This window comes from Pseudomonas sp. PA1(2017), assembly GCF_001945375.1.
Taxonomy (GTDB): Bacteria; Pseudomonadota; Gammaproteobacteria; order Pseudomonadales; family Pseudomonadaceae; genus Aquipseudomonas.
In genome coordinates this window covers 34,454-57,479 of sequence record NZ_MSXU01000015.1, presented here as the reverse complement: position 1 = coordinate 57,479, position 23,026 = coordinate 34,454, and the positions used below count along the sequence as shown (strand labels likewise).

21 protein-coding genes and 1 rRNA gene are annotated in these 23,026 nt (G+C 63.1%); 12 read left to right on the top strand and 10 right to left on the bottom strand.

Translation table 11 applies throughout. From position 1 onward, the window contains the following. Positions 1–161: 161 nt before the first annotated feature. The 4 genes from rrf to BVH01_RS20915 all read left to right on the top strand — a co-directional run bounded on the left by rrf (position 162) and on the right by BVH01_RS20915 (position 4,390). A 5S ribosomal RNA gene (gene rrf, locus BVH01_RS20930) occupies positions 162–277 on the top strand. Positions 278–830: 553 nt separating this feature from the next. Continuing rightward, positions 831–1,490 (top strand): paraquat-inducible protein A, encoded by a 660-nt coding sequence (locus BVH01_RS20925; RefSeq protein ID WP_075932178.1) that lies wholly within the window; start codon positions 831–833, stop codon positions 1,488–1,490. Next, entirely contained in the window at positions 1,477–2,100 is a 624-nt protein-coding gene (locus tag BVH01_RS20920; protein WP_075932177.1) for a paraquat-inducible protein A, read from the top strand. Before BVH01_RS20925 ends, BVH01_RS20920 begins: the two co-directional genes overlap by 14 nt. Further along, entirely contained in the window at positions 2,093–4,390 is a 2,298-nt protein-coding gene (locus BVH01_RS20915) for a PqiB family protein (RefSeq protein ID WP_075932176.1), read from the top strand. The genes BVH01_RS20920 and BVH01_RS20915 overlap by 8 nt, the downstream gene beginning before the upstream one ends. Positions 4,391–4,484: 94 nt before the next feature. Here the strand turns inward: BVH01_RS20915 and mksF are convergent, their stop codons facing one another. The 3 genes from mksF to mksB all read right to left on the bottom strand — a co-directional run bounded on the left by mksF (position 4,485) and on the right by mksB (position 9,375). Further along, entirely contained in the window at positions 4,485–7,319 is a 2,835-nt protein-coding gene (gene mksF, locus BVH01_RS20910; RefSeq protein ID WP_075932175.1) for an Mks condensin complex protein MksF, read from the bottom strand. Further along, a complete protein-coding gene (gene mksE, locus BVH01_RS20905) occupies positions 7,316–8,011 on the bottom strand; it encodes an Mks condensin complex protein MksE (RefSeq protein WP_075932174.1) in 696 nt (231 codons plus the stop codon). The genes mksF and mksE overlap by 4 nt, the downstream gene beginning before the upstream one ends. A 119-nt stretch (positions 8,012–8,130) precedes the next feature. Further along, positions 8,131–9,375 carry an Mks condensin complex protein MksB gene (mksB, locus tag BVH01_RS20900; protein WP_027909042.1) on the bottom strand — a complete coding sequence of 415 codons (1,245 nt, stop codon included), beginning with the start codon at positions 9,373–9,375 and terminating at the stop codon, positions 8,131–8,133. A 270-nt stretch (positions 9,376–9,645) separates the two neighbouring features. Here mksB and nspC point away from each other — a divergent pair, with 270 nt between their 5' ends. After that, complete coding sequence (gene nspC / locus BVH01_RS20895) at positions 9,646–10,743, top strand: carboxynorspermidine decarboxylase (protein ID WP_075932173.1); 1,098 nt, start codon at positions 9,646–9,648, stop codon at positions 10,741–10,743. Positions 10,744–10,791: 48 nt separating this feature from the next. Further along, entirely contained in the window at positions 10,792–12,036 is a 1,245-nt protein-coding gene (locus tag BVH01_RS20890) for a saccharopine dehydrogenase family protein (RefSeq protein WP_075932172.1), read from the top strand. 220 nt (positions 12,037–12,256) lie between these two features. Here the strand turns inward: BVH01_RS20890 and BVH01_RS20885 are convergent, their stop codons facing one another. Genes BVH01_RS20885 through BVH01_RS20875 form a run of 3 tightly spaced genes read right to left on the bottom strand, consistent with a single transcriptional unit; the run spans position 12,257 to position 15,286 of the window. Beyond that, positions 12,257–13,564: a CitMHS family transporter gene (locus BVH01_RS20885; protein WP_075932171.1), complete on the bottom strand. Its 1,308-nt coding sequence runs from the start codon at positions 13,562–13,564 to the stop codon at positions 12,257–12,259. 55 nt (positions 13,565–13,619) lie between these two features. Further along, on the bottom strand, positions 13,620–13,940 hold the full coding sequence (locus tag BVH01_RS20880; protein ID WP_075932170.1) for a hypothetical protein: 321 nt from the start codon (positions 13,938–13,940) through the stop codon (positions 13,620–13,622). Beyond that, positions 13,940–15,286: an acyclic terpene utilization AtuA family protein gene (locus tag BVH01_RS20875; protein ID WP_075932169.1), complete on the bottom strand. Its 1,347-nt coding sequence runs from the start codon at positions 15,284–15,286 to the stop codon at positions 13,940–13,942. Before BVH01_RS20875 ends, BVH01_RS20880 begins: the two co-directional genes overlap by 1 nt. A gap of 373 nt (positions 15,287–15,659) precedes the next feature. Between BVH01_RS20875 and BVH01_RS20870 the strand changes: the two genes are divergently transcribed. The 3 genes from BVH01_RS20870 (at position 15,660) to rimI (ending at position 17,890) form a co-directional block, all read left to right on the top strand. After that, complete coding sequence (locus BVH01_RS20870; protein ID WP_075932168.1) at positions 15,660–16,553, top strand: LysR family transcriptional regulator; 894 nt, start codon at positions 15,660–15,662, stop codon at positions 16,551–16,553. A gap of 87 nt (positions 16,554–16,640) precedes the next feature. After that, positions 16,641–17,441 (top strand): energy transducer TonB, encoded by an 801-nt coding sequence (locus tag BVH01_RS20865; protein ID WP_139317886.1) that lies wholly within the window; start codon positions 16,641–16,643, stop codon positions 17,439–17,441. Next, complete coding sequence (gene rimI, locus BVH01_RS20860; protein WP_075932167.1) at positions 17,438–17,890, top strand: ribosomal protein S18-alanine N-acetyltransferase; 453 nt, start codon at positions 17,438–17,440, stop codon at positions 17,888–17,890. The genes BVH01_RS20865 and rimI overlap by 4 nt, the downstream gene beginning before the upstream one ends. Position 17,891: 1 nt before the next feature. On the opposite strand, the gene BVH01_RS20855 is transcribed toward rimI, so the two are convergent. Next, positions 17,892–18,173: a hypothetical protein gene (locus BVH01_RS20855; protein WP_075932166.1), complete on the bottom strand. Its 282-nt coding sequence runs from the start codon at positions 18,171–18,173 to the stop codon at positions 17,892–17,894. 153 nt (positions 18,174–18,326) lie between these two features. On the opposite strand from BVH01_RS20855, the gene can reads away from it, so the two are divergent. Together can and BVH01_RS20845 are read left to right on the top strand one after the other, a co-directional pair. Continuing rightward, positions 18,327–18,968 carry a carbonate dehydratase gene (can, locus tag BVH01_RS20850; protein WP_075932165.1) on the top strand — a complete coding sequence of 214 codons (642 nt, stop codon included), beginning with the start codon at positions 18,327–18,329 and terminating at the stop codon, positions 18,966–18,968. A gap of 2 nt (positions 18,969–18,970) precedes the next feature. Further along, the gene (locus tag BVH01_RS20845; RefSeq protein WP_256562817.1) at positions 18,971–19,891 is read left to right on the top strand and encodes a DMT family transporter; all 921 of its coding nucleotides are present in this window, start codon (positions 18,971–18,973) and stop codon (positions 19,889–19,891) included. Between the two features lie 57 nt (positions 19,892–19,948). Here BVH01_RS20845 and BVH01_RS20840 read toward each other — a convergent pair whose 3' ends face one another. Continuing rightward, a complete protein-coding gene (locus BVH01_RS20840; RefSeq protein ID WP_168177305.1) occupies positions 19,949–20,869 on the bottom strand; it encodes an ABC transporter substrate-binding protein in 921 nt (306 codons plus the stop codon). A gap of 314 nt (positions 20,870–21,183) precedes the next feature. Between BVH01_RS20840 and BVH01_RS20835 the strand changes: the two genes are divergently transcribed. Continuing rightward, positions 21,184–21,981 carry a hypothetical protein gene (locus BVH01_RS20835; protein ID WP_083659515.1) on the top strand — a complete coding sequence of 266 codons (798 nt, stop codon included), beginning with the start codon at positions 21,184–21,186 and terminating at the stop codon, positions 21,979–21,981. A 26-nt stretch (positions 21,982–22,007) separates the two neighbouring features. Here the strand turns inward: BVH01_RS20835 and BVH01_RS20830 are convergent, their stop codons facing one another. After that, complete coding sequence (locus BVH01_RS20830) at positions 22,008–22,349, bottom strand: zinc ribbon domain-containing protein YjdM (RefSeq protein WP_075932162.1); 342 nt, start codon at positions 22,347–22,349, stop codon at positions 22,008–22,010. A 73-nt stretch (positions 22,350–22,422) separates the two neighbouring features. Beyond that, a complete protein-coding gene (locus tag BVH01_RS20825) occupies positions 22,423–22,827 on the bottom strand; it encodes a RidA family protein (protein ID WP_075932161.1) in 405 nt (134 codons plus the stop codon). Between the last annotated feature and the right edge of the window lie 199 nt (positions 22,828–23,026).

Below are 23,026 nucleotides of genomic sequence, written 5' to 3'. Positions count from 1 at the left end.
TAATTGCCCGTGAGGCTTGACCATATAACACCCAAACAATTTGGCTGTTAGACGGTTGAAGTCGACAGTAATGCCGAAAATTTGCGAGAACACGTAATACCAACCGACATCACATACCCAATTCGCTGCAGCGGCTAAACCCCGAGGCAGCAACCAGTTTGCTTGACGACCATAGAGCGTTGGAACCACCTGATCCCATCCCGAACTCAGTAGTGAAACGACGCATCGCCGATGGTAGTGTGGAGCTTCTCCATGTGAGAGTAGGTCATCGTCAAGCTTCTACCCGAAAGCCCTGATCAGGTAACTGATCAGGGCTTTCTCTTTTTGGCTCGAATGATGGTGTGGCTGTGAGAGTCCCGGAGTGCCGGCCAGATCATCGTCAAGCTTCTATAAGAAACCCCAGATCTCGACAGAGGTCTGGGGTTTCGTCTTTTCGGGCCGCGAAAATCAACGGCCCAATGCTCGGCGGCGCCGAGCAGGCGGGGCATGCACATGCAGCACGCCGACCTGGGCATCGCTTCGCTCAAGCGCAGGCTACGGAAGTAATTTCGTGGTGGACGGGGGAAACGTCTTCCAGCTTACGGTGCGTATAGCGCTCTCGTAGCCTGGGTTAGCCGAAGGCGTAACCCAGAGAGCTGCACAGAGGAAATGGGGGCGCTCGACTATGTGCTGCTTATACGCGGTACGACGGAAGAAGTGGCCATGTTGGAACAGCGCTGATTTGGGCGACGTAATACTCGGGTAATGTTTGTCGCCCAGATAATCGGTATAACTGTGGGTTGCTTTCAGGGTCTCATTTAGAATGGTCGGTATTTTCGAGAACTCCACCCATGCCCGAGTCGGCCGCTCAACAGTCATTAGCTGAAGTACCTCTGACGGAGCTGGTCGCCTGCCACGAATGCGATCTGCTGATGCGTCGGCCGGAGATAGCCGATGGCGAGCGCGTCGAGTGCCCGCGTTGTGGCTACGAACTCTATAGCCATCGTCCTCAGGTAATACGTCGTAGCCTGGCATTGGTGCTGGCTGCACTGCTTCTGTACATCCCCGCCAACTTCCAGCCAATCATGCAGATGACCATGCTCGGGCAGAGCTCCCATGACACGGTATGGAGCGGCGTCCTGGGGCTTTACGACGCAGGCATGCAGAGCATCGCCGTGGTGGTGTTCCTCTGCAGCATGGCAGTACCGCTGCTCAAATTGCTATGCCAACTGTTGGTGCTGCTGAGCATCTGCCTCAAGGTGGGGCGTGGCTTCGGGCTGCTGCTCTACCGCATTTACCACCATATGCGCGAATGGGGCATGCTTGAGGTTTACCTGATCGGCATTCTGGTTTCCATCGTCAAGCTGGCGGATATCGCCGAGCTGTCCATCGGCTTTGGGCTGTTCTGCTTCATTGCGCTACTACTTGTGCAGGTCTGGCTTGAGGTGACCATGTCGCCCCACCAGATCTGGGAAGCGCTGGCCGGGGAGGACACCCATGCGCGCCATTGATGCGGGCCTGATCATCTGCCATGAATGTCATCAGCTCAATCCTCATCAGCCCGAGCTGAAGCGGCAGTTCTGCTCGCGTTGCGGCGGGCGTATATACGAGCGTCGTCCCAACAGCCTGGTGCGTACCTGGGCGCTGCTCATCACAGCGGCGATTCTTTATATTCCCGCGAACGTGCTGCCGATCATGACGGTCAATTCATTCGGCAAGGGCGCGCCCGATACCATCATGTCTGGCGTCATCACGCTGGTCGACAACGGCATGCTGCCGATCGCCATCGTGGTGTTCGTCGCCAGCATTCTGGTGCCGACCTTCAAGCTGGTCGGCATCGGTCTTTTGCTGTATTCGGTGCAGCGGCATCAGCCGATGTCGGCCCGGCAGCGCATTTTGATGTACCGCTTCATCGAATGGATCGGGCGCTGGTCCATGCTGGATATCTTCGTCATCGCCATTCTCGTGGCGGTGGTGCGGTTCGGCAGTCTGGCCAGCGTCGAACCGGGTGTGGGAGCGGTGGCTTTCGCCAGCGTGGTGATCCTGACCATGCTGGCAGCACTGACCTTCGACCCACGGTTGATTTGGGATAACACGGAATCGGATGACGACCATGAATGATCTGCCCACCGCCAGGACGCGTCCGGCCTCCAACTGGTCTGCTATATGGGTATTGCCTCTGATTGCGCTGCTGATTGGCGGCTGGCTGGCATGGCGTGCCTACAGCGAAGCCGGCATCGAGATCCAGGTGGTCTTCGCCAGCGGTGAAGGTATCGAGGCTGGCAAGACCGAAGTGGTCTTCAAGGGCATGTCGGTCGGCAAGGTCACCAGCCTGACCCTGGACAAGAGCGACAAGCAGCGCGGCGTCATCGCTACGCTGGAGATGAACAAGGACATCGAGCATCAGCTGCGGACGGGCACTCGTTTCTGGTTGGTCAAACCCAGCGTTAGCCTGGCCGGCATCACGGGGCTGGAGACGCTGGTTTCCGGTAACTACATCGCTTTCAGCCCCGGCGCCGGCGAGCCGGCCTACGACTTTCAGGCCCTGGCCCAGGCGCCACCGTTGTCCGATGAGCAGCCCGGGTTGCACCTGACCCTCAAGGCCGATCGATTGGGTTCGCTGAATCGTGACAGCCCGGTGTTCTTCAAGCAGATCCAGGTGGGGCGTGTGAAGGACTACAAGCTCGCCGATGATCAGACTTCGGTGGAAGTGAAGGTATTCATCGAGCCCGCCTACGCTCATCTGGTGCGTAAACACACACGTTTCTGGAACGCTAGCGGCATCAGTGTCGACGCCGATTTCTCGGGGGTGAAAGTGCGTAGCGAGTCCCTGGCCAGCATCGTGGCCGGCGGTATCGCTTTCGCAACGCCAGAGCACCGCAAGGACAGCCCGCCGACCGATCCCAGTAAACCGTTCCGCCTCTATGAAGACTTCGACGCCGCCCAGGCCGGCATCAAGGCGATGGTCAAGCTCACCGATTTCGAGGGTCTGCAGGCCGGGCGCACACCGGTCATGTACAAGGGCATTCAGGCCGGTCTGTTGAAGAACCTCAAGGTCGATCCGGATCTCAAGAGCGCCACCGCCGAACTGGCCATGGATCCGCTGGCCGAAGACTATCTGGTTGAAGGCAGCCAGTTCTGGGTGGTCAAGCCGTCGATTTCCCTGGCTGGCATCACCGGGCTGGAGGCGTTGGTCAAGGGTAACTACATCGCCATTCGCCCGGGTGAGCTGGGCGGGCCACCGCGTCGCGATTTCGTCGCCCGCACCAAGGCGCCACCGCTGGATCTCGGCGCCGAAGGTCTGCACCTGGTGCTGTTCAGCGACACGCTTGGCTCGGTGGATGTCGGCAGCCCGATTCTCTATCGGCAGATGAAGGTCGGCTCGGTGCAGAGCTTCCAGCTCGCCCGCGACAACAAACAGGTGGTGTTGGGCGTGCATATCGAACCCGAGTATGCCGGGTTGGTGAATCGCACCACGCGCTTCTGGAACGTCAGCGGTATTACCCTCAAGGGCGGGTTGTCCGGCATCGAAGTCAAGAGCGAGTCGCTGCAAACCCTGATGTCCGGCGGCATCGCCTTCGAGACCGATGACCTGAAGGCGCCCGCCGATGCCAAGCGTGTACTGCGTTTCGACCTCTATGCCGATCGCGAAGCCTCATTGAAGAGCGGTGATGCGCTGAGCATTCGGGTGGAGCGCGGTGACGGGCTCTCGCCTGGCACCGAGATTCGGTACAAGGGCCTGCAGATCGGCAAGATCGAGCGGGTCGAGCTGACTGGCGACCTGCAGGCGGTGATGCTGCATGGCCGCATCACCACGGCCGCGCAGCAGGTGCTGCGCCCCGGTTCGCGCTTCTGGGTGGTCAAGCCCGAGATCGGCCTGACCGGCGCCTCCAACCTGGATACCCTGATTGGCGGGCAGTACATCGAAGTGCAGCCGTCGAACCAGGGCAGCGGTCGACAGACCGATTTCGTGGCGCTCAAGCAGGCGCCCGAGCAGGTGGTCGAAGAGCCGGGTTTGCGCCTGGTGCTCAGTGCTCCACGGCGTGGCTCGTTGAAAGCCGATTCACCCGTGACCTACCGTGAAATACAGGTCGGCAAGGTCACGGGGTACGAGCTGGGCGCCACCGCCGACCGCGTGCTGATCCACATCCTGATCGAGCCTCGCTACGCGGGGTTGGTGCATACGGGCAGCCGCTTCTGGAACAGTTCCGGGTTCGGTGTCGATTTCGGTTTGTTCAAGGGCGTGCAAGTGCGGACCGAGTCGGTGGAGACCCTGGTCGCTGGCGGCGTGGCTTTCGCCACGCCTGATCCGACGGGTAGCGCGGCACGACCCGGGCAGACCTTTGCGCTGTTCGACGAGGCGCAGCCGGAGTGGCTACAGTGGGCGCCGAAAATCGCCTTGCCCAAGTGATGAAGACAACCGGGCGCTAGCTCATAAGCTTTCCAATGCAGTGAAACGAAAAGGCCCGCGTACTCCGCGGGCCTTTTGCATTACAGGGACAGGATTACGCCAGTTCGGCCGCGTCCTGTTCACTGCTGGCAGGCGTTGCAGCCTGCTCGCGGCGTTTGATGTACTTCCAGTCCGCTTCGTCGATGTAGATGCCGTTCGGGCCGCTGCCGCCTTCCAGGTCGATGGCCACGGTGGCCGAGACCTGGGGTTTCACCGAGGCGAGGATCGGTACGAAGCCGAGCTGCAGGCTGGTTTCGATCAGTGCCTGCTGGTTGCGCTCGTCGATGTCCGCCGCCTCGTCGAGGTAGTAGGGCAGGCGTACTCGGCCGGCCAGGTCGCGGTCCATCAGGTGCAGCAGCAGATACATGTTGGTCAGCGCCTTGATGGTCATCGTGGTGCCGTTGGAGGCGGCGCCATCGATGTCGGTATGGATAACCGGCTGGCCGTGCACCTTGGTGATCTCGAAGGCCAGCTCGAACAGATCCTTGAGGCCCAACTGGTTGCCGTTGGCGGCGACCAGGCGCGACAGGTAGTCCTTGGCTTCTTCGTTCTTGGCGTCCTGCTCGACATTCTGGGTCAGGTCGAACACCGACAGGGTTTCGCCTTCCTCGTACTGGCCGGCGCTGTGGATGATCTGGTCGATATGCCGCAGGGCTTCCTTGTTCGGTGCCAGCACGATGCGGAAGCTCGAGAGGTTGGAGACCTGACGCTTGTTGATCTCGCGGTTGAACAGCGCCAACTGGTGTTCGAGGTTGTCGTAGTCGCTGCGGATGTTGCGCAGGGTACGGGCAATGTCGGTGACCGCTGCGCGGCGTGCCTTGGCGAGCGTCAGGGCTTCGTCCTGACGGTGCGCGTAGGCGTTGACCAGCAGTTGCAGGCGACGCTCCATGTCGTCTTCGCTGTCGAACTTGGCGACGCCCTTGAGGCGCACCTGGGCGTACAGCGCCTCGATCTGTCCATCGACGCGCTGCAGGCCCTGCCAGGTATCCTGATAGTCGTTGAGCAGCGGCAACAGGTTGTCCAGAGAGTCGTCGACCGGCTCCATGTACGGCGTGCCGAATGGCAGGTCGGCGGGTAGCAGCTGGCGACGGCGCAAGGCATCTTCCAGCGTGCGTTCCTTGGCCTCCAGGTCGGCGATCTGCCTACCGACCAGTTGCAACTTGGCGGACAACTGCTGGACGCGTTCGGTGAAGGCGTCACTGGCGCGCTTGAGCTCGTCTTGGGCGCCTTCCAGCTGGGCGAGTTTCTCCAGCTTTTGCGGCTCCTCGGCGGTCAGGGTCTGGCTCTTGCGGAAGTCTTCCAGGGCCTTCTGGGCATCGAGTACCGCCTGGTAAAGCTGCTCGGCCTGGGCCTTGCTGGCGGCGCGGTCGGCGGCGACCGATTGCTGGGTCTTGAGCTGCTTGAACTCGCGGTCGAGACGATCCTTCTGGTCGCGCAGGGCAGCGCGGTCGGCCAGGGCCTGCAGGGCCGGCGGCTCGATATGGGACAGGTCGATATCCAGGCCGGGCACCTGGAAGCGCTCGCCCTTGAAGCCGTCGAGGATGGCTTCCAGGGATTTCACCCATAGGTCGCCCTCGTCGAGCTGGATGCCTTTCTCGCCTAGCGGCAGGCTGAACAGCTGACCGTTGAACAGACGCATCAGGCGATCGACATCGGCCTGGGAGAACTCTTCGCGCAGGCGCGAGTAGCTGTTGTTGTCGGCGTGGTCGAGCTGCTGCTTGACCGACTTGAGGCGTTTTTCCAGGTCGCGCAGGCGCTCGTCCAGGTCTTCGCTGGAGAACTGACGGGACTGCGCCAGGGCGCCGGCCAGTTCGTCGTGGGCGTCCTTGGCGGCCAACAACTGGGCTTCCAGGACCTTGACGTCGTCGACCAAGGCAAAGCGGTTCTTCAGTACCGCCAGCTCGCCCAGCCAGCGCTGGATCTCGCTGATCTCGCGCTCCATGCGCATCAGTTCCTGGGTGCCGCCGCGCTGATCGTTCTGCAGGCTGTCTTGCTCGTTGCGGTAGTGCTCGGCCTGGATGACCAGTTCTTCCTTGCGGGCATCGGCGTAGTCGTGCCAGGTGCCCAGCAGATTGTCGAGCAGCGGCGAGAGGCGATGCAGCTTGCCGCGCAGTTGTTCGCGCTGGGTGACGCCGGATGCCAGGGCTTCGATCAAGGGGCCGGCAGTGACCAGGGCCTGGTAGTCCTGCTCCATGCGGCGCACGTCGCGGAAGGCTTCCTCGGTGGCGGCGATGTAATCGACGCTGCCCGAACGCAGGCTGTGCTCGAAGGCATCGAGGAACAACTGCTTGAGCTTCGCTGCGGTGATCTCGCGCATATGCAGGAGGTTGATGAACAGGGCGCGGAAGGTCTTCAGGCTCTGCTCGCTGGTCGAGCGCAGCGGGATCAGGGTCAGGTCCAGCGGGATGCTGGTGTGGCCGCCGACCAGCAGGCGACGCAGTTCGTCGGGCTTGAGTTCGTAGGCGGTGATGCCGGCCTGGCCGAGGTTCTTGAACAGCTCGCGTTGGCGCAGGCAGGTGCCGTTGTGCTGGTAGTGATCCAGATCCAGCTCGCCCTGGTAGGCGAAGAACTGGTGGCCGAAACCGCCGCCTGGGCCACGACCGGCCACGCCGATCACATGGGGGCCTTGGGGCAGGGCGACTTCGACGAGGATGTAGCTGGTGTCGGTGGCGAAGTAGAACTTGCGCGACTGCTCCAGGCTGTACTTGCCGAAGCTCATGTCCGACATCCGCGCCAGGATCGGGAACTGCAGCGCGTTGATCGACGCCGACTTGCCGAGGTTGTTGGCGCCGTACACCGACAGCGGGTTCTCCAGCGGGAACAGGCCGAGGCTGTAGCCGGCGGTGTTGAGCAGGGCGAAGCGGCGGATGCCGTAGCGTTCCTGGGTCATGCGTCTTGCTCCTGTGCGGCGCGCTCTTCGGCCATGGCGCGAGACATGGCGTCTTCTTCGGATTCTTCTGCAGCGTCGTCGAGGGTGATGATCGGGTCACCACTGTCGTCGTCTATCAGCACCGGTGCCGGCAGCGGCAAGTCGGTGCTGTGCAGGCTGGCGGCCAGGTCGCGGTCGTGCTGCACCGCCAGGCATACGTCGAGGAAGCGGTGCATCGGCGGCAGGAAACGGTACACGCCGTTGCTGTCTTCGGCGAAGCCAAGCTGGGTCAGGCGGCGGATGACTTTGTCTTCGAGCTCTTCATGGGTAGTGACTTCGGCCTGCAGGAACAGGTCGCGGTACTTGTCGAGCAGTGCCGGCAGCTCGTCGCGGCCGATGGTGCCGCCGTCGAGCACGGAGAGTGGATCGCGGCCCTGGTCGGCCAAATGCTCGACCAGGATGAAGGTGAACAGCGCCAGACGCTGGGCGGTCTTGTTGACCTGCGGCGCGGCCTGCTCGGGCACGAAGTAGTAGAAGCCGCGCGGGTCGCAGACCAGCTCGAAGCCCAGGGCGCGAAACAGCGCGCGATACTGATCCTGCATGCTGGACAGCTGGGCGTAGCACTCGGGCTCGCTACGCGAGATGTGGTAACCCTTGAACAGGTCGCGGAACGCGGCCGCGAGCTGGGTCATTTCTTTCAAATCAATGTTCATGCGTCATGCTCACGGGCAGTCGTAGGGTGGACGACGCTTTATCCGTCCACCGCATGGCAATCAATAAGTTGGACAAAAGACGGCGTTGGCTGCGCGCCCCGGTCCACCCTACGTAAAAATCAGGCACTGGGACGACCCACCAGGGCATAGGAGCTGATGCTGATCTCATGCTCGCGGGTCAGGTAGGTCTGGCGCTCCAGGCGGTCACGCTGGAAGCGGCCTTCGCGCGACAGGCGCGAGAACCAGTACAGCAGCTCATCTGTGGCGCCTTCGGGCTCCTGCTCCAGCAGCCAGGTCATCAGATCCGGCAGTGGCAGCGACTGCTCGCAGCGGTCGATCATTTCCCGGGCGGTTTTCGGCGCACGCGGGTTGTCACCCTTGCGCTTGCCGGTGGCTTTCGGGAAGTGGTTGGGCTTGGCCTCGAAGCGCGCCAGGGCATAGACGTAAGCCTCGACCTGGGAGGCGCTGCCCAGGAAGTTGCTCTGCGGTCGGGTGAACAGCGGCATGGCGGCCTGCGGCACGGCGTCGATGCCTTTCTTGCGGATTACCGACAGGGCCAGCGCCGCACCACGGGTCACGGCGTTGTGCCGGCGCGCTTCCTCGCGCAGCGGCAGCAGCAGTTCGCGGGCCTTGCGCAGGGTCAGCTGGGCGCTGGTCTGCATTTCCAGAATGCGTGCGTGGGTGCGCAGCAGCAAGTCGTCGTCGACCAGTTGGCCGAGGCGCTGCTGTTCGCCGAGCAGCTTGAGCAGCACCTGCTCGACGCGGCGCACGCCTTGCTCGAAGGCGCCGTCGGCGGCGACCAGCTGGATCATCGGCTCGACGTACTCGTCCCAGGTGGCCAGCACTTCGGCGTAACGCTGGCGCAGGGGAATCTGCCGGTCGCTGGTCTTGGCCCGCTCGGCCACGCCGATCAACGCCTGCTCGTCGTTGCCCAGCTTCTTCAACACATCGCGCACGCGCATGTCGAGCAGGCGCAGCTGGCGGGCCAGGTCGTTGCCGTCGCGCACTTCGAAGGCGTCCTGGATGTAGCCTGCCAGGCGTTCGAGGTGGCGCAGGTAGGCTTCGATCTCCAGGCACAGGCCCAGGCGGTGCTCACGGCGCAGGTACGACAGGAAGTCATGGATCTGCGCGTTGAGCTCGAAGCGGTTGGGGCTCTTGGCCACCGGCACCAGGATATCCAGGCGGATCCACTGATCGAGCAGGGCGGTGACATCCACCGCCGTGCTTTGCGGCGGCAACTGGGCGGTCAACTGGTTGCGCAGCTCCACCAGGCTCAGGGTGCCGGCATCGAAGCGTTCACCGAGCGGTTCGAGCAGGGCCCAGTGCTCGGCGAGGGCGCGCAATACGCGTTTGGGGTCGATCATCGCGGGACGGTCGCTCGCTTGCGAAAAAACGCCGATTGTACGGGAAACGGAGCCTAACCTTTAAGGGCAGCGACACATTGTCATGTACCGGTCACGCCAGGCGGGCATGCTCGGCGGCAGTCGGGCCAGGCAACGCGTCGAAATACCCCGATATGGACAAAATATGCTCAACGGCCTTTCGATCTGTGGCCGTTGTCGGCACAATTCGCGTCCGCTTTTTTCAGGAGGCTGGCGGGCTCCTGTTGGCCGACCTTTATTACGGACTGCGCAATGATCAAAACGCCGTACTACCTCATCGACAAACAGAAGCTGATTGGCAACATGGAGAAGATCGCCTACGTGCGCGAACACTCCGGTGCCAAGGCGCTGCTGGCCCTCAAGTGTTTTGCCACCTGGTCGGTCTTCGACCTGATGCAGCAGTACATGGACGGCACCACCTCCAGCTCGCTGTACGAGCTCAAGCTCGGCCGCCAGAAGTTCGAAGGCGAAACCCACGCCTACAGCGTGGCCTGGGCCGATGACGAGATCGAGGAGATGCTGGCCAACTGCGACAAGATCATCTTCAACTCCATCGGCCAGCTCGAGCGTTTTGCCGAACAGTCCGAAGGCAAGGTGCGCGGCTTGCGCGTCAACCCGCAGGTCAGCAGCTCCGATTACCTGCTGGCCGACCCGGCGCGCCCGTTCAGCCGCCTGGGCGAGTGGGACCCGGAAAAGATCGAAGCGGTGATCGATCAGATTTCCGGCTTCATGTTCCACAACAACTGCGAGAACGGCGACTTCGGCCTGTTCGACAAAATGTTGAGCCACATCGAAGAGCGCTTCGGCCACCTGCTGCACAAGGTCGAGTGGGTCAGCCTCGGTGGCGGCATTCACTTCACCGGTGAAGGCTATGCGCTGGATGCCTTCTGCGCGCGCCTGAAAGCCTTTTCCGAGAAGTACGGTGTGCAGGTCTACCTGGAGCCGGGCGAAGCGGCCATCACTGGCAGCGCTTCGCTGGAAGTCACCGTGCTCGACACCCTCTACAACGGCAAGCATTTGGCAGTGGTGGACAGCTCCATCGAAGCGCACATGCTCGACCTGCTGATCTACCGTCTCAATGCCAAGCTGGCGCCCAGCGAGGGTGAGCACACCTACATGGTGTGCGGCAAATCCTGTCTGGCCGGCGATATCTTCGGCGAATACCAGTTCGAGAAACCGCTGCAGATCGGCGACCGCCTGTCGTTCGTCGACGCGGCTGGTTACACCATGGTCAAGAAAAACTGGTTCAACGGCCTGAAGATGCCCGCCATCGTGGTCAAGCAACTCGATGGCAGCGTCGAGGTGGTTCGTGAATTCGGCTTCGACGATTACCTGTCGAGCCTGTCGTAATACCGCAGCACCTTTCTCAACGAGCGCAGTACCCTGGAGGTGAAACAATTGAAGAAGAACGTCCTTATCATTGGTGCAGGAGGTGTCGCCAAGGTGGTGGCCCACAAGTGCGCGCAGCACAACGACGAACTCGGTCGTATTGCCATCGCGTCACGGAACATCTCCAAATGCCAGGCCATCATCGACAGCGTAAAGGCCAAGGGTAGCCTCAAGGTACCCGCCGACATCCAGGCCTTCTCGCTCAATGCACTGGATATCGAGGCGACCAAGGCGCTGATCCGCGAGACCGAATCGCAGATCGTCATCAACGTCGGTTCCGCCTTCCTCAACATGTCGGTGCTGCGTGCCTGCATCGATACCGGCGTGGCCTATCTGGACACCGCCATTCACGAAGAACCGGGCAAGATCTGCGAAACCCCGCCCTGGTATGGCAACTACGAGTGGAAACACCTCGAGGAATGCCAGCAGAAGAACATCACGGCCATTCTCGGCGTCGGTTTCGACCCGGGTGTAGTCAACGCCTATGCGGCCCTGGCCCAGCAACAGCATTTCGACAAGATCGAGTCGATCGACATCCTCGACGTCAATGCCGGCAGCCACGGCAAGTATTTCGCGACCAATTTCGATCCGGAAATCAATTTCCGCGAGTTCACCGGTACCGTCTACAGCTGGCAGAACGCCCAGTGGACGACCAACAGCATGTTCGAGGTCAAGCGTACCGATGACCTGCCGGTTGTAGGTTCCCAGAACCTGTACCTGACCGGCCACGATGAAGTGCATTCGCTGTCCAAGAACCTGGACGTGCCCAACGTGCGTTTCTGGATGAGCTTCGGCGAGCACTACATCAACGTATTCACCGTGCTGAACAACCTCGGCCTGCTCAGCGAGCAGCCGGTAAGAACCGCCGAAGGGCTGGAAGTCGTGCCGCTGAAAGTGGTCAAGGCCGTGCTGCCGGATCCGTCCTCGCTGGCGCCGGGCTATACCGGCAAGACCTGCATCGGTGACCTGGTCAAGGGCACCAAGGATGGCAAGGCCCGCGAAGTGTTCATCTACAACGTGGCCGACCACGAAGAAGCCTTCGCCGAGACCGACAGCCAGGGCATCTCCTACACCGCCGGCGTACCGCCGGTAGCCGCTGCACTGCTGGTGGCCCGTGGCGAGTGGGATGCAGCACGTATGGTCAACGTCGAAGAACTGCCGGCCGAGCCGTTCCTCAAGCTCCTCGACGTGATGGGGCTGCCCACGCGCATCAAGGACGAGCATGGTGATCGCCCGTGGGATCAGGTTGTTTGATGACAGCGAGCAGCTGCGCGTCGGCCCTGCTGCGTTGAACCCAGGCTGGTACGCCAGCCCGGTCGAAGTGCTCATGTACTGCAGTACATGAGCCCGCGACTCCGACCGCTTTTCGCCTGGGTTCGCCTTGCAAGGCTCTAGCTCGCAAGCTCGTGGATGAGCGTCGTCAAGAAAAAGGATCGCCTCGGCGATCCTTTTTCGTTTCAGGCCGCCTGTGCGGTCAGACCGTCACCACGCCCAGCAGCACCGCCGAGGCCAGCATGATCAGGCTAATACCCCAGGCCCATAGCACGGTGTAGCGGATGTGCTTGTACAGCTCGACGCCGGCCAGGCCGATGGCCAGGTACACGCTGGGCACTACCGGGCTGACGCCGAAGCCGGTGTTCTCGCCGATCAGCATGGCATTGGCGACCGACGCCGGATCGACACCGGCGGCTACCGCCACATCGCGGATTACCGGCAGAAGGGCGAAGTAGTAGGCGTCCGGCGAGAACAGCATGCCCAGCGGCACCCCGAAAGCACCGATGATCACGTGAATCCAGTTGGCCGAGCCCTCGGGCAGCACGTTGATCATCCAGTGCGCCATACCGTCGGACATCCCCGCGCCGGCCAGCACGCCGAGCAGAATGCCCGCGGCGAGCATCACCAGGGCCATCTGCATGGCATCCGTGGCGTGGGCGCGCAGGGCCTTGTTCTGGTCGTCCAGGCTTGGATAGTTGAGCAGCAGGGCGATGCCCAGGCCGACCATGAAGCAGGCGAACAGCGGGAAGGCACCGGTGAACAGGCAGGCCAGGATGCCGGCGGTCAGCGCCAGGTTGGCCCAGTAACGCCAGTTATCCGGGGGCAGCATCTGCGAGGTGTCGACCTGAGGTCCTTCGCTTACCTCGTTGTCGGTGATTACCCCGCCGGCCGCTGCAAAGCTGCGTTGCGCGCGCAGGCCGAGAAACACTGCCAGGGCCATGACCAGCACCAGGCCGATACCCTGAATCGGGATCAGTGAAATCCACAACTGTGAGGCATCCAGCCCGGACACCGCAGCGGCGCGCGTGGTGGTACCGCCCCAGGGCACCATGTTCATCACTCCGGCGCTGAGCACCACCAGGCACAGCAGCATCTGTCGGCTCATGCCCAGGCGCAGGTACAGCGGCAACAGGGCGGGTATGACCAGCAGAAAGGTCGCGGCACCGATGCCGTCCAGATGGGTGACCGCGGTCACTGCCACGGTGACGATGGCCACGGCGAGCGGGCGGCCCTTGGTGCTTTTGAGTAGGAAGCGCACCAGCGGGTCGAATAACCCGCGGTCACGCATGATGCCGAAGTAGAGAATGGCGAAGATGAACAACGTGGCGGTCGGCGCCACGGTCTTCAGGCCTTCGGTGATGAATTTGCCGATTTCCGCTGGGGCGAAGCCGGCCAGCAGGCAGGCGACGACCGGCAGGGTGACGAAAGCCACCAGTGGGGTGATGCGGCGCATCAGTATCAGGATGACGATGGCGAACATCAGGGTGAAGCCGAGGGCGGTGATCATGACGATCTCTCCGGTTTTATTATTGTCTGGAGTCGCAGGGCTGGCGTGATCGAGTTCAAGCGGGTGCGGGCAGCCTCAGGTCGAGCAGCGCGTAGCTGAGGCTCTTGCCGTGGCGGTCGATGCCGGGGCTGGCATTCACACCGCCTTCCAGGGCGTTTTCCACCACGAAGTTGAGGCCGCCCAGGTTCGGCAGCTCGTAGCGCCGCACCGTGCCGATGCGGCGGTGGGCCAGGCAGGCCGCCACGCGCTCGGCGGTCAGCTCGCGGGCCAGCCAGGCATAGTGCGCCGGCTCGTAGGCGAACACCGCCACGCTGAGAATGTTGCCCTTGTCGCCGGCGCGGGCGTGGGCGTAGTCGCACAGCAGAACGTCGCTCATCAGAACCACTCCACCTGTTGCTGCACCGCGGTGCGGGGGATCAGGAAACTCGCCGTACCGAGGGATTCGGCGAGGTGTCGGCGCACACCACCGCCACCCGCCGGGCCATTGGTGTAGAGCGACTCGGCGTCGAGCAGCAGGTTTTCCAACAGCGCCTTGTCACGGTCGACGAAGCTGATGCGCAGGCGTACGTCCTGCGCATCCGGCGTGCTGGCAAGGCGCTGTTGCAGCCACTCGCCGCGTGCATCGTTGAACAGGCTGGCGACGCCGATCAGATCGATCCACGGCGTCAGGTGCGGCGCCAGGCGCGCGCAGCGCTGTAGCAGCACGTCACGGGCGAGTGCGGCGCGGGCCAGGGCGCCGGGGCCTGCATAGGAAATTTCTGCCTCGGCGAACCAGTTGCCGCGCAGGCCGACCAGACCCTTGAGCTCGGCGGGGCGTGGATGGCCGCGCACGCCCTCGACGGCCACCAGATCGGGGCCTACCTGGCGAACGCGAGCCTGGCTCAGGTCCAGAGTCACGTCCGGCGTCAGGTAGGCAGCCGGGTCGTGGACTTCGTAGAGCAGCTGCTCCTTGACCGTGCGCTCGGTGACGCAGCCACCGGTGCCAGCGGCCTTGCCGATGGTCACGCGGCCGGTGGATTCGATGCTGGCGATCGGGCAGCCGACATTGGCCAGATCCGGCACATCCTTGAGGCCCGGGTGGGCAAAGTAGCCGCCGCTGACTTGGGTACAACATTCGAGCAGGTGGCCCACTGCGGTGGCCAGGGCGATGCGATCCCAGTCCTCGGCCTGCCAGCCGAAGGCATGGCGCAAGGGGCCGACCGCCAGGCTTGGGTCAGCGACGCGGCCGCAAAGCACGATATCGGCGCCTTCATCCAGCGCCTGCACGATGCCATCGTCGCCGGTGTAGACGTTGACCGACACTACCTCGCCGTCAAGCGCGTCGGGCAGCCAGCCTTGCAGGCTGCCGCGCACCTCGAGCAAGTCGTCACCCACTACGCAGGCGATACGCGCCGCGGCGTAACGACCGCCCTGCAGTTGCTGGCGCAAGCGCAGAGCCGCGGCGCCGGGATTGGCCGCGCCGCCATTGGTGATGATCGGGATGCCGGCATTCAGGCAGATCTCCAGCACCGGTTCGAGGAAGTCGAACAGGCGCGTGGCGTAGCCGCTGTCGGGGTCGGCCAGGCGGCGCAGTTGCGCTTCGGCCAGGGTGCGTTCGGCGAGCAGTTCGAAGAACAGGAAGCGGCGGCCGTCGCGTGTGGCCAGGTCGCTTGCCAGTGCCAGGGCGGCATCGGGCCGGTCATTGGCGAAGCCTGCCCCGCAACCGATATGGACTGTTGTCATCGTTATGATCCAGGTCGAGGTTAAGGGTCTGTTGACGTTTCAGCACGAGCCACGTTGCCGCGAGAAATCTCGCCAGGTGAGGCGGAGGACGCACGGAATGGCGTTCCTTTTTCAAGTCCTCCGACGACGCATGGCGAGATTTCCCACGCAACCCGCAGGGCCGGGCTCGTTTGTCGCGATGCTGCGTTTCTCGCCGACTCATTTAGCACGCTAAACATCGCGGCTCGCGCCTTGCCTCGCGACGAAACGAGCTCCAGCGTGGCTGTGCGTGAAACGTCAACCGCCCCTCAGGTCAGCGTGCCGTGCCTGGATTTAGTTGTGAATTCGAAATGTGATATCAATTGATAAAACAATTTTATAAAAGTGCTCACTCATGGATATCAGCTTTCGCCAGCTTCAGGCCTTCGTCCTCATTGCCGAGCAGCGCAGCTTCAGCCGCGCGGCCGAGCAGATCCATCTGTCCCAGCCGGCGCTGAGCTACAGCCTGCGCAAGCTGGAAGAAGCGCTGGGGCTCTCGCTGTTGGCGCGCAACACCCGTAGCGTGGAGCTGACCGAAGCCGGCGTGCGCTTTCTCGAGCAGGCCCGGCGGCTGCTGCGCGACATGCACCACGCGGTGCACGATGCCCATGAGCAGTTGCACCTGCAAAGTGGTTCGCTGCGAATCGGCGTGCTGCCGTCTGTGGCCATCGAGCCATTGCCGCGGGTGCTGGTCGACTACCGACAGCGTTATCCGGGCATCGAGATCAGCCTGCGCGATGGCCGCGCCGGAGAGATCCGTCAGTGGGTCAGCAACGCCGAGGTGGACTTCGCCATCACTTCGGTAACCGATGAGCCGGGCGTGCTGGATTTCCAGCCGCTCTACGACGACAGCCTGGTGCTGCTGGTGCGCGGCCTGAGCCGCTCGCGCGACAAGAAGCTGCTGTCGGCGCTGCAGTCGCTCGATTACGTGGCCACCACCCGTGACACCAGCCTGCGCACCATGGCCGATGAGACCCTGGCGCGCATGGGCTTGCTGCGCGAGCCGGCATTCGAGGTCGCCTACATGAGCAGCGCCGCTGCGCTGGCGCGGGCGGGGCTGGGTTATGCGTTGCTGCCGGCCAGCGTGGCGGACACCTTCAACGGCGATGGCAGCCTGTCCGTGCATTCGTTGCCGATGGCGCCGGCTCGTGGCATTGGCGTGCTGCAACGCAAACCCTGCTACCTGAGCCCGCCGGCCCAGGCCTTCGTCAGCCTGCTCAAGCAGCAGGCCGAAGCCATTGGCCTGTAGCTACGGCTGACGTTTGGGGCTACCCGTAGCAGGCGATTCACGCGACAATCAGCGCCTTCGAAAATCGATGTGCCGGGTACCTGACGTTTGAACACCGAGCTGCGCCGCCGCGCCTATCTGGATGCCATGCAAGTGGCCAGTTGGCTGCCGCGCGTCGAACTGCCATTCGCGGCGCCATCGCGACCCGAGCTGCTGGTCGCCTTCGAGCCGGAACCGGAAGTCGTAGCGCCGCCATCGGTGCGCGCGAAGGAGCCTGCACAGGCCGTGGCGCCAGTGGTCAGCGAGGTGGTGGCGCGTGAGCGACCGCGCATCGAAGTGCCCAAGCCCGGTACCGCGAGCAAGGCCAGCGAGCCTGCCGCCGAAGAAGCCAGTGCCGCGCCGACACCGCGCGAACGGCCAGCGCCACCGCCGCGTTTCGCCCTGCAATTGCTGCGTGCCGGCAGCTGCGCGCTGCTGGTCGAGCTGCCCACCGGCGAGCCGTTCCAGAGCCGCGACCCGGCTTACTTGCTGCTCAAAGACCTGCTGCGTGCCGCCGGCTTGCCGGATGCCCCGCAGATCATCGGCGAGCCGGTGCGCTGGCCACTGCTGTTGCGCGGCAACATGGACCAAGGCCCGCAGGCCGCGCTGGATTTCGTGCAGAGCTTCATCGGCGCGCGCCTGGAAGAGCAGGAGCCCTGCGCCTGCCTGTGGCTGATCGGTCTGCCGGCCATTCGTTTCGCCGGTGACGCCGATGCCGAGGCCTATAACCGCGAGTTGCAGGTCGAGGAGCTGGGCGCCGCCTGGGCACTGCCGGGCTTGGAGTTGCTGATGGACGAACCGCAGCGCAAGCGGGAACTCTGGCATGCCATGCAGCGAGTTCGTCGGCGCTGGCTGGAGGCCTCGGCATGAGTGACGCAATCACCTTCCGCCGGGCCACCGAGGCGGATATCGATGCGGTACTGAAGATCGAATACGCCGCGTTCAGCCATCCATGGACGCGCGGCATCTTTCTCGACAGCCTGAAATCCTACGAAGTCTGGCTGATGTTCGAAGGCAGCCAGCAGGTCGGCCATGGCGTGATCAACGTGATCATCGATGAGGCACACCTGCTCAACATCACCGTAAAGCCGGAGAGCCAGGGCCGCGGCCTGGGCTTGCGTCTGCTCGAACATCTGATGGCCCGCGCCGCCGAACTCAAGGCCGGCGAGTGCTTTCTGGAAGTGCGCTCGAGCAATCAGGCGGCCTATCGCCTGTACGAGCGGTATGGTTTCAACGAGATCGGCCGCAGGCGCGATTACTACCCTGCGCCGGGCGGCCGTGAAGACGCGCTGGTGATGGCCTGCACGCTGGTGGAGTGAGTTAGCGGCGCGCCCAGCGCCGTTCGCGGCGCTCTTCCTCGACCTGGCTCAGGTCGTATTTGTCGAGAAACTCCTGAGACTGTTCATCGCCTTCCGGTTCATCCGCTTGTTTCGGCTCATCGGTCGGCCGCGCGGTTTTGTGCGCAGCGTCCTGGCCCGGTTTGCGCGGCACCAACGGCTCCACCACATCGCGCAGAATGGGCGGCTCCGCCGGTTGCTCGGTGGCCGTTTGGCGGCTGGCAGGCGGCGTCTTGTCAGTCATGACGAACTCCAGATCGGTCATTGGCTCTAGGCAATGGACGCCCGCGGGCCCTGAAAGATTCAGCGTTTCGGCCTTCAACCCTCTGATTCATGAGGGGTTCGGGGTGCGAATCGCCTTGTCAAAAAGGCCAGTGCATCCGTATGGTGCGCATCGACCTTCTCGGGAGCCGCCGCCGTGAGCGATCTCAAGCACCTGTTCGACAACAATGAACGCTGGGCCGAAAACATCACCCAGAACGACCCGGACTTCTTTCCCCGCCTGGCTCGCCAGCAGACGCCCGAGTACCTGTGGATCGGCTGCTCGGATGCCCGCGTGCCGGCCAACGACATCGTCGGCCTGCTGCCTGGCGAGCTGTTCGTGCACCGTAATGTAGCCAACGTGGTCCTGCACACCGATCTCAACTGCCTGTCGGTGATCCAGTACGCGGTCGACGTGCTCAAGGTCAAACACATCCTGGTCACCGGCCACTATGGCTGCGGTGGCGTGCGAGCGGCCATGCACGATGCGCAGTTCGGCCTGATCGATGGCTGGCTGCGCAACATCCGCGACCTCTATTACGAGCAGCATGCGCAACTGGCCGCATTGGCCGACGAGGAGGCGCGTGTCGATCGCCTGTGCGAGCTGAACGTGATGAAGCAGGTGGGCAACGTCAGCCGTACCAGCATCGTCCAGAACGCCTGGCACCGCGGCCAGTCGCTGGCGGTCCACGGCTGCATCTATGGCCTCAAGGACGGGCGCTGGAAGGATCTCGACGTCACCGTCAGCGCTGCCGATCAATTGCCCGAGCAGTATCGCCTGCGCCCGCCGCAGACATGAGTGTGGGTAAACCTTCACGTCAGCTGGCGATCGCCGGTGTACTGATAGCAGTGCTGTGCTGGGCGGGTAACGCCCTGGTGGCCCGTGCCTTCGCCGGTGAAATTCCACCGTTCGCTCTGGCGTTCTGGCGCTGGAGCCTGGCACTGGTGCTGGTGTTGCCGTTCGTAGCGTTGCCCCTTTGGCGCCATCGGGCAGCGCTGCGCCATGCCGGTTGGCGCCTGCTGGTTATCGCCGCTTTCGGTATCGCCGGCTACAACACCTTTCTTTACAGCGCGGCGCAAACCACCGCGGCGATCAACATCACCCTAGTCAACACCTGCATCCCGCTGATGACGTTCATCTTCGCCGGTCTGCTGCTGGGCGACTGGCCGGCTCGGCGCGCCTGGTGGGGCATGGCGCTGGCGGTGTCCGGGCTGCTGGTGCTGATTTGCCGTGGCGACTGGCAGACGCTGGCAGGCATGGCGTTCAACCATGGCGACTTGATCATGCTGCTGGCGGTGCTCGACTGGGCGCTCTATACCGTGCTGCTCAGGCGCTGGTCGGCGTATCTGTCGCCGATTCCGCCGCTGGCCCTGCTGGGCATCTTCATGCTCCTGGGCGTGCCGATGATCCTGCCGTTGTACCTGTACGAGCTGTCCACTGGCGCGCAGCTGCTGGCCACGCCGGCCAATCTCTCGGCCATCGCCTACACGGCAGTGTTCGCCTCCCTGGTCGCCTACCTGGGCTGGAACAACGGCGTGAAGGTGCTGGGCGCCTCCACCGCGGCGATGGGCAATTATTTGATGCCCGTGTTCACCGCGATCCTGGGTTGGGTTCTGCTCGGCGAGGCGCTGCAACTGTTCCATTGGTTTGGCGGGGCGATGATCTTCGCCGGGCTGCTGCTGGCCACCTTGCCGAAGCGCTCGCAGCGGGTGGCGGCCTGAAATGCCCGAGCTGTGGCCTGCCATGAACTGAAAACGCCCTCTTGCGAGGGCGTTGTTTTATCGGCGATAGGCTGCCAGCACCTGATCGATCTGCAGATCGACGCTCTGTAGACCGCCGCCGGACAGATACCAAAGCGCAGGATCGAGGTAGACGACTCGTTTGGCCTGTGCCGCCGGTGTACGCGCCAGTGGCGAATTGGCGAGGGTGGCGACATCCAGCGGCGTGGCGCCAATGGCCGCGCTGCGGTCGATGATGAAGATCACGTCGGGCCGGGCTGCGGCGATGGCATCGGCGTCCAGCGGCTGCGGGCGTTGGCGAGGTGCGCCTGCGGGCTGAGGCGCCGGCGCGGGCAGGGCGCGTGGCGCCTGCAGCAGGGAGTAGATCAGGGCCTGTTCGGTCGGTGCGAAGCGGCCGTCGTTGTGGGTCAGCACCAGGGTGCGTTGACCCGAGGTGGAGACTTGTTGGCGAGCCTTTTCAGCCTTGCCCTGCAGAATGTTCAGCGCCTGTTTCGCCTCAGCGGATTTGCCGACCAGTTGGCCAAGCAACCTGGCGTTGTGGGCGATGGTGGCGAAGTAGTCGTCGCCGGTAATGCCCATGTCCAGCGTTGGAGCCAGGGCCTGCAAGGCCTGGCGGCTTTCTCCCTGGCGGCCGGTGATCAGGATCAGATCCGGTTTCAGTGCCGCGATGGCGTCGATGTCCGGCGTTTTCATGTTTCCGGCGTCCTGGGTCTGACCGGCTTTTTCTGCCAGGTAAGGCGGTACGTTGCCGGGTACGGCCAGTACCCGCTCGCCGGCACCCAGGGCGAGCAGGCTGTCATAGCTGCCGTAATCGAAGCTGACGATTCGCTGGGGATCGCGAGCGACTTCGACCTGCTGGCCTGCCTGGTTGACGCTGAGGGTGGCGGAAGATTGTCGGGCGTCATGGCTGCAGCCAGCCAATGCCAACGCCAGAAGTGAAAACAGTGCGGCCTTGTTCACCTGATCGAGCTCCTTGGTCGTTCGGTTCGCAGCCGAATGCCGCAATCCTGAGGGGCTGGGAACATAGCATTCAAAGCTGATCGAGAAGCTTTCTCAACGGGTAAAGTTTGCAAATGCCAGACTGCTGCCACACCTGTAACTGCATTTCCTCGGGCAATGTAGGGCTGATTTGCCCCTGCCGGAAAACTTTACGGGATGCGCGGGGGTCTATGCCGTTGGCTGGTGTCAGCAATACGTTGCTAACGCTGTAACGGGCATGAAAGCGATTCAGTTGCTAGTGTTATGCCATCTGCAGAAGGAAGGGTCGTGAGTTAATGGATTACTCGCACGTCTCTCTAACTCGAAAAACGGCGCTCTCGCGTAGGCTGACGGCCGGGTATCCGTCGCTTCGTGGTGCCTGCTGGCGGGCCGTGTTGCTGGTGCTGCTGGTGACCAGCCTGAGCGGCTGCATACGCAATCAGGCCAACGGCGCCTTCACCAGCAACAGTGCCGCGGCCAGCCCCGGCGAACTGTTCCAGACCCATTCTGATCGCCTGGCCACCATTGGCATGCGCAACAACCTCAACAGCCTCTATCGTCTGATGGACAAGCTCTACCAGCGCAACCCGCGAGAGTGGCGCAAGACCGGGCTGACCAGCCGCGACGCGGCGGCGCAGTCGGTGCAGCAGGCGATCGAGCAGGGTAGGCCGCCGCCAGCGCTGGCTGGCCGGCAGGACATCGCGGCGCTCAGCTATGCACTGAGCCCCGAATTCCAGGGCGACCGGGTCGGCGCCTTCATCTACGCCATCGGCAGCATGGTGGTCACCGCCCACGGCGGGCGTACGCAGTTTTACCTCACTGATTCCATCGACGCGCAGTTCGTGCACAACGCAGCGCGTAACATCGAGAAGGCCACCTGGCTGCTGGCCACGCGGCGCGACGCCCAAGGCAATCCGTTGCTGCTTTCCAATGAGCTGTCCGGTGACGCACGCAACCTGAGCTTCGCCGTGGAGTTCAGCAAGATCGTCGCCCGCCTGGATTATTTGAGCGACGTGCTCGACGAGCGCTACCGGCGTATCGGCGTGAATTACGCCCACAGCCTGCTATTTCTGAATTTCCTGCCGGTGCAGTAGGCGCCCATTGTCAGGGCGCAACCGATTCAGACCTTTCTGACGAATTCCGATTTCAGCTTCATCGCGCCGATGCCATCGATCTTGCAGTCGATATCGTGATCGCCGTCGACCAGGCGAATACCCTTGACCTTGGTGCCGACCTTGACCACCAGCGAGGAGCCCTTGACCTTGAGGTCCTTGATCACGGTGATGGTGTCGCCGTCCTGCAGCACGTTGCCGACCGAGTCCTTGATCACCTTGGCGTCATCGCCCGCCGCCTCGTTGTCGGTGGCCGACCATTCGTGGGCGCATTCCGGGCACACCAGTTGGGTGCCGTCTTCGTAGGTGTATTCGGAGTTGCAGGCGGGGCAGGGTGGCAGCGTGCTCACGGGGTATCCTTCTGAGGCCGTGGAGAAAAGGCCGCAGATTATATAGGGTTTTACACGCTGCCGGGGATCGACATCAGGCGTCAGGCAATAGTGCCTCTGCCTCGATCTCGATCAGCCACTCGGGCTCCGACAGCCCGGTGACTACGACCCAGGAGGTGGCCGGGGGCTGCTCGGGGAAGAAACTGCGCAGGGCATCGACGATATGCGCCTGTTGGTCTCGCGCCTGGGCGGCGATGTAGATGCGCAGTATCAGCACGTGCCGCAGGTTGCCTCCGGCGGCTTCAAGAATCCTGCGCACATTGTCCAGCGCCGCCTGGGTCTGACTGGCCAGGTCATCGCCGACCAGTCGCTCGTGCTCGTCCACCCCGATCTGCCCGGACAGGTGGATGCGCCGCCCGCCCTGGCTGATCACGGCCTGGCTGAAGCCGTACTGCAGGGTGTCGAATACCGAGTCGGGGTTGAGTGTTTGCCTGTGCATCGATGCGTCCTCCATCAGAAACAGCCCGCCAGTCTAGCGTTGCACCCAGGGCCAGGCAGGCCGAGACTGTTGCCGGTTGTGCAGACGAGCGCGGATAACCCGAACTCATCGCGGCTTCGCTGTCTCCAAACGAGAGTGGTGGTTCGGCCCGTGCCGAGCGCTGCATCTGCCGATGAGTCCTGGGTCGCCGTTGAGCGGT

What these genes read in the sequence shown, in the direction of transcription:
- rimI (WP_075932167.1), top strand. Translation starts at nt 17,438, where the DNA reads ATGAGTGACGCAATCACCTTCCGCCGGGCCACCGAGGCGGATATCGAT.
- BVH01_RS20825 (WP_075932161.1), bottom strand. Translation starts at nt 22,827, where the DNA reads ATGCACAGGCAAACACTCAACCCCGACTCGGTATTCGACACCCTGCAG.
- mksB (WP_027909042.1), bottom strand. Translation starts at nt 9,375, where the DNA reads ATGATCGACCCCAAACGCGTATTGCGCGCCCTCGCCGAGCACTGGGCC.
- mksE (WP_075932174.1), bottom strand. Translation starts at nt 8,011, where the DNA reads ATGAACATTGATTTGAAAGAAATGACCCAGCTCGCGGCCGCGTTCCGC.
- BVH01_RS20855 (WP_075932166.1), bottom strand. Translation starts at nt 18,173, where the DNA reads ATGACCGATCTGGAGTTCGTCATGACTGACAAGACGCCGCCTGCCAGC.
- BVH01_RS20870 (WP_075932168.1), top strand. Translation starts at nt 15,660, where the DNA reads ATGGATATCAGCTTTCGCCAGCTTCAGGCCTTCGTCCTCATTGCCGAG.
- BVH01_RS20920 (WP_075932177.1), top strand. Translation starts at nt 1,477, where the DNA reads ATGCGCGCCATTGATGCGGGCCTGATCATCTGCCATGAATGTCATCAG.
- BVH01_RS20915 (WP_075932176.1), top strand. Translation starts at nt 2,093, where the DNA reads ATGAATGATCTGCCCACCGCCAGGACGCGTCCGGCCTCCAACTGGTCT.
- BVH01_RS20880 (WP_075932170.1), bottom strand. Translation starts at nt 13,940, where the DNA reads ATGAGCGACGTTCTGCTGTGCGACTACGCCCACGCCCGCGCCGGCGAC.
- BVH01_RS20835 (WP_083659515.1), top strand. Translation starts at nt 21,184, where the DNA reads ATGGATTACTCGCACGTCTCTCTAACTCGAAAAACGGCGCTCTCGCGT.
- BVH01_RS20875 (WP_075932169.1), bottom strand. Translation starts at nt 15,286, where the DNA reads ATGACAACAGTCCATATCGGTTGCGGGGCAGGCTTCGCCAATGACCGG.
- BVH01_RS20885 (WP_075932171.1), bottom strand. Translation starts at nt 13,564, where the DNA reads ATGATCACCGCCCTCGGCTTCACCCTGATGTTCGCCATCGTCATCCTG.
- mksF (WP_075932175.1), bottom strand. Translation starts at nt 7,319, where the DNA reads ATGACCCAGGAACGCTACGGCATCCGCCGCTTCGCCCTGCTCAACACC.
- BVH01_RS20925 (WP_075932178.1), top strand. Translation starts at nt 831, where the DNA reads ATGCCCGAGTCGGCCGCTCAACAGTCATTAGCTGAAGTACCTCTGACG.
- nspC (WP_075932173.1), top strand. Translation starts at nt 9,646, where the DNA reads ATGATCAAAACGCCGTACTACCTCATCGACAAACAGAAGCTGATTGGC.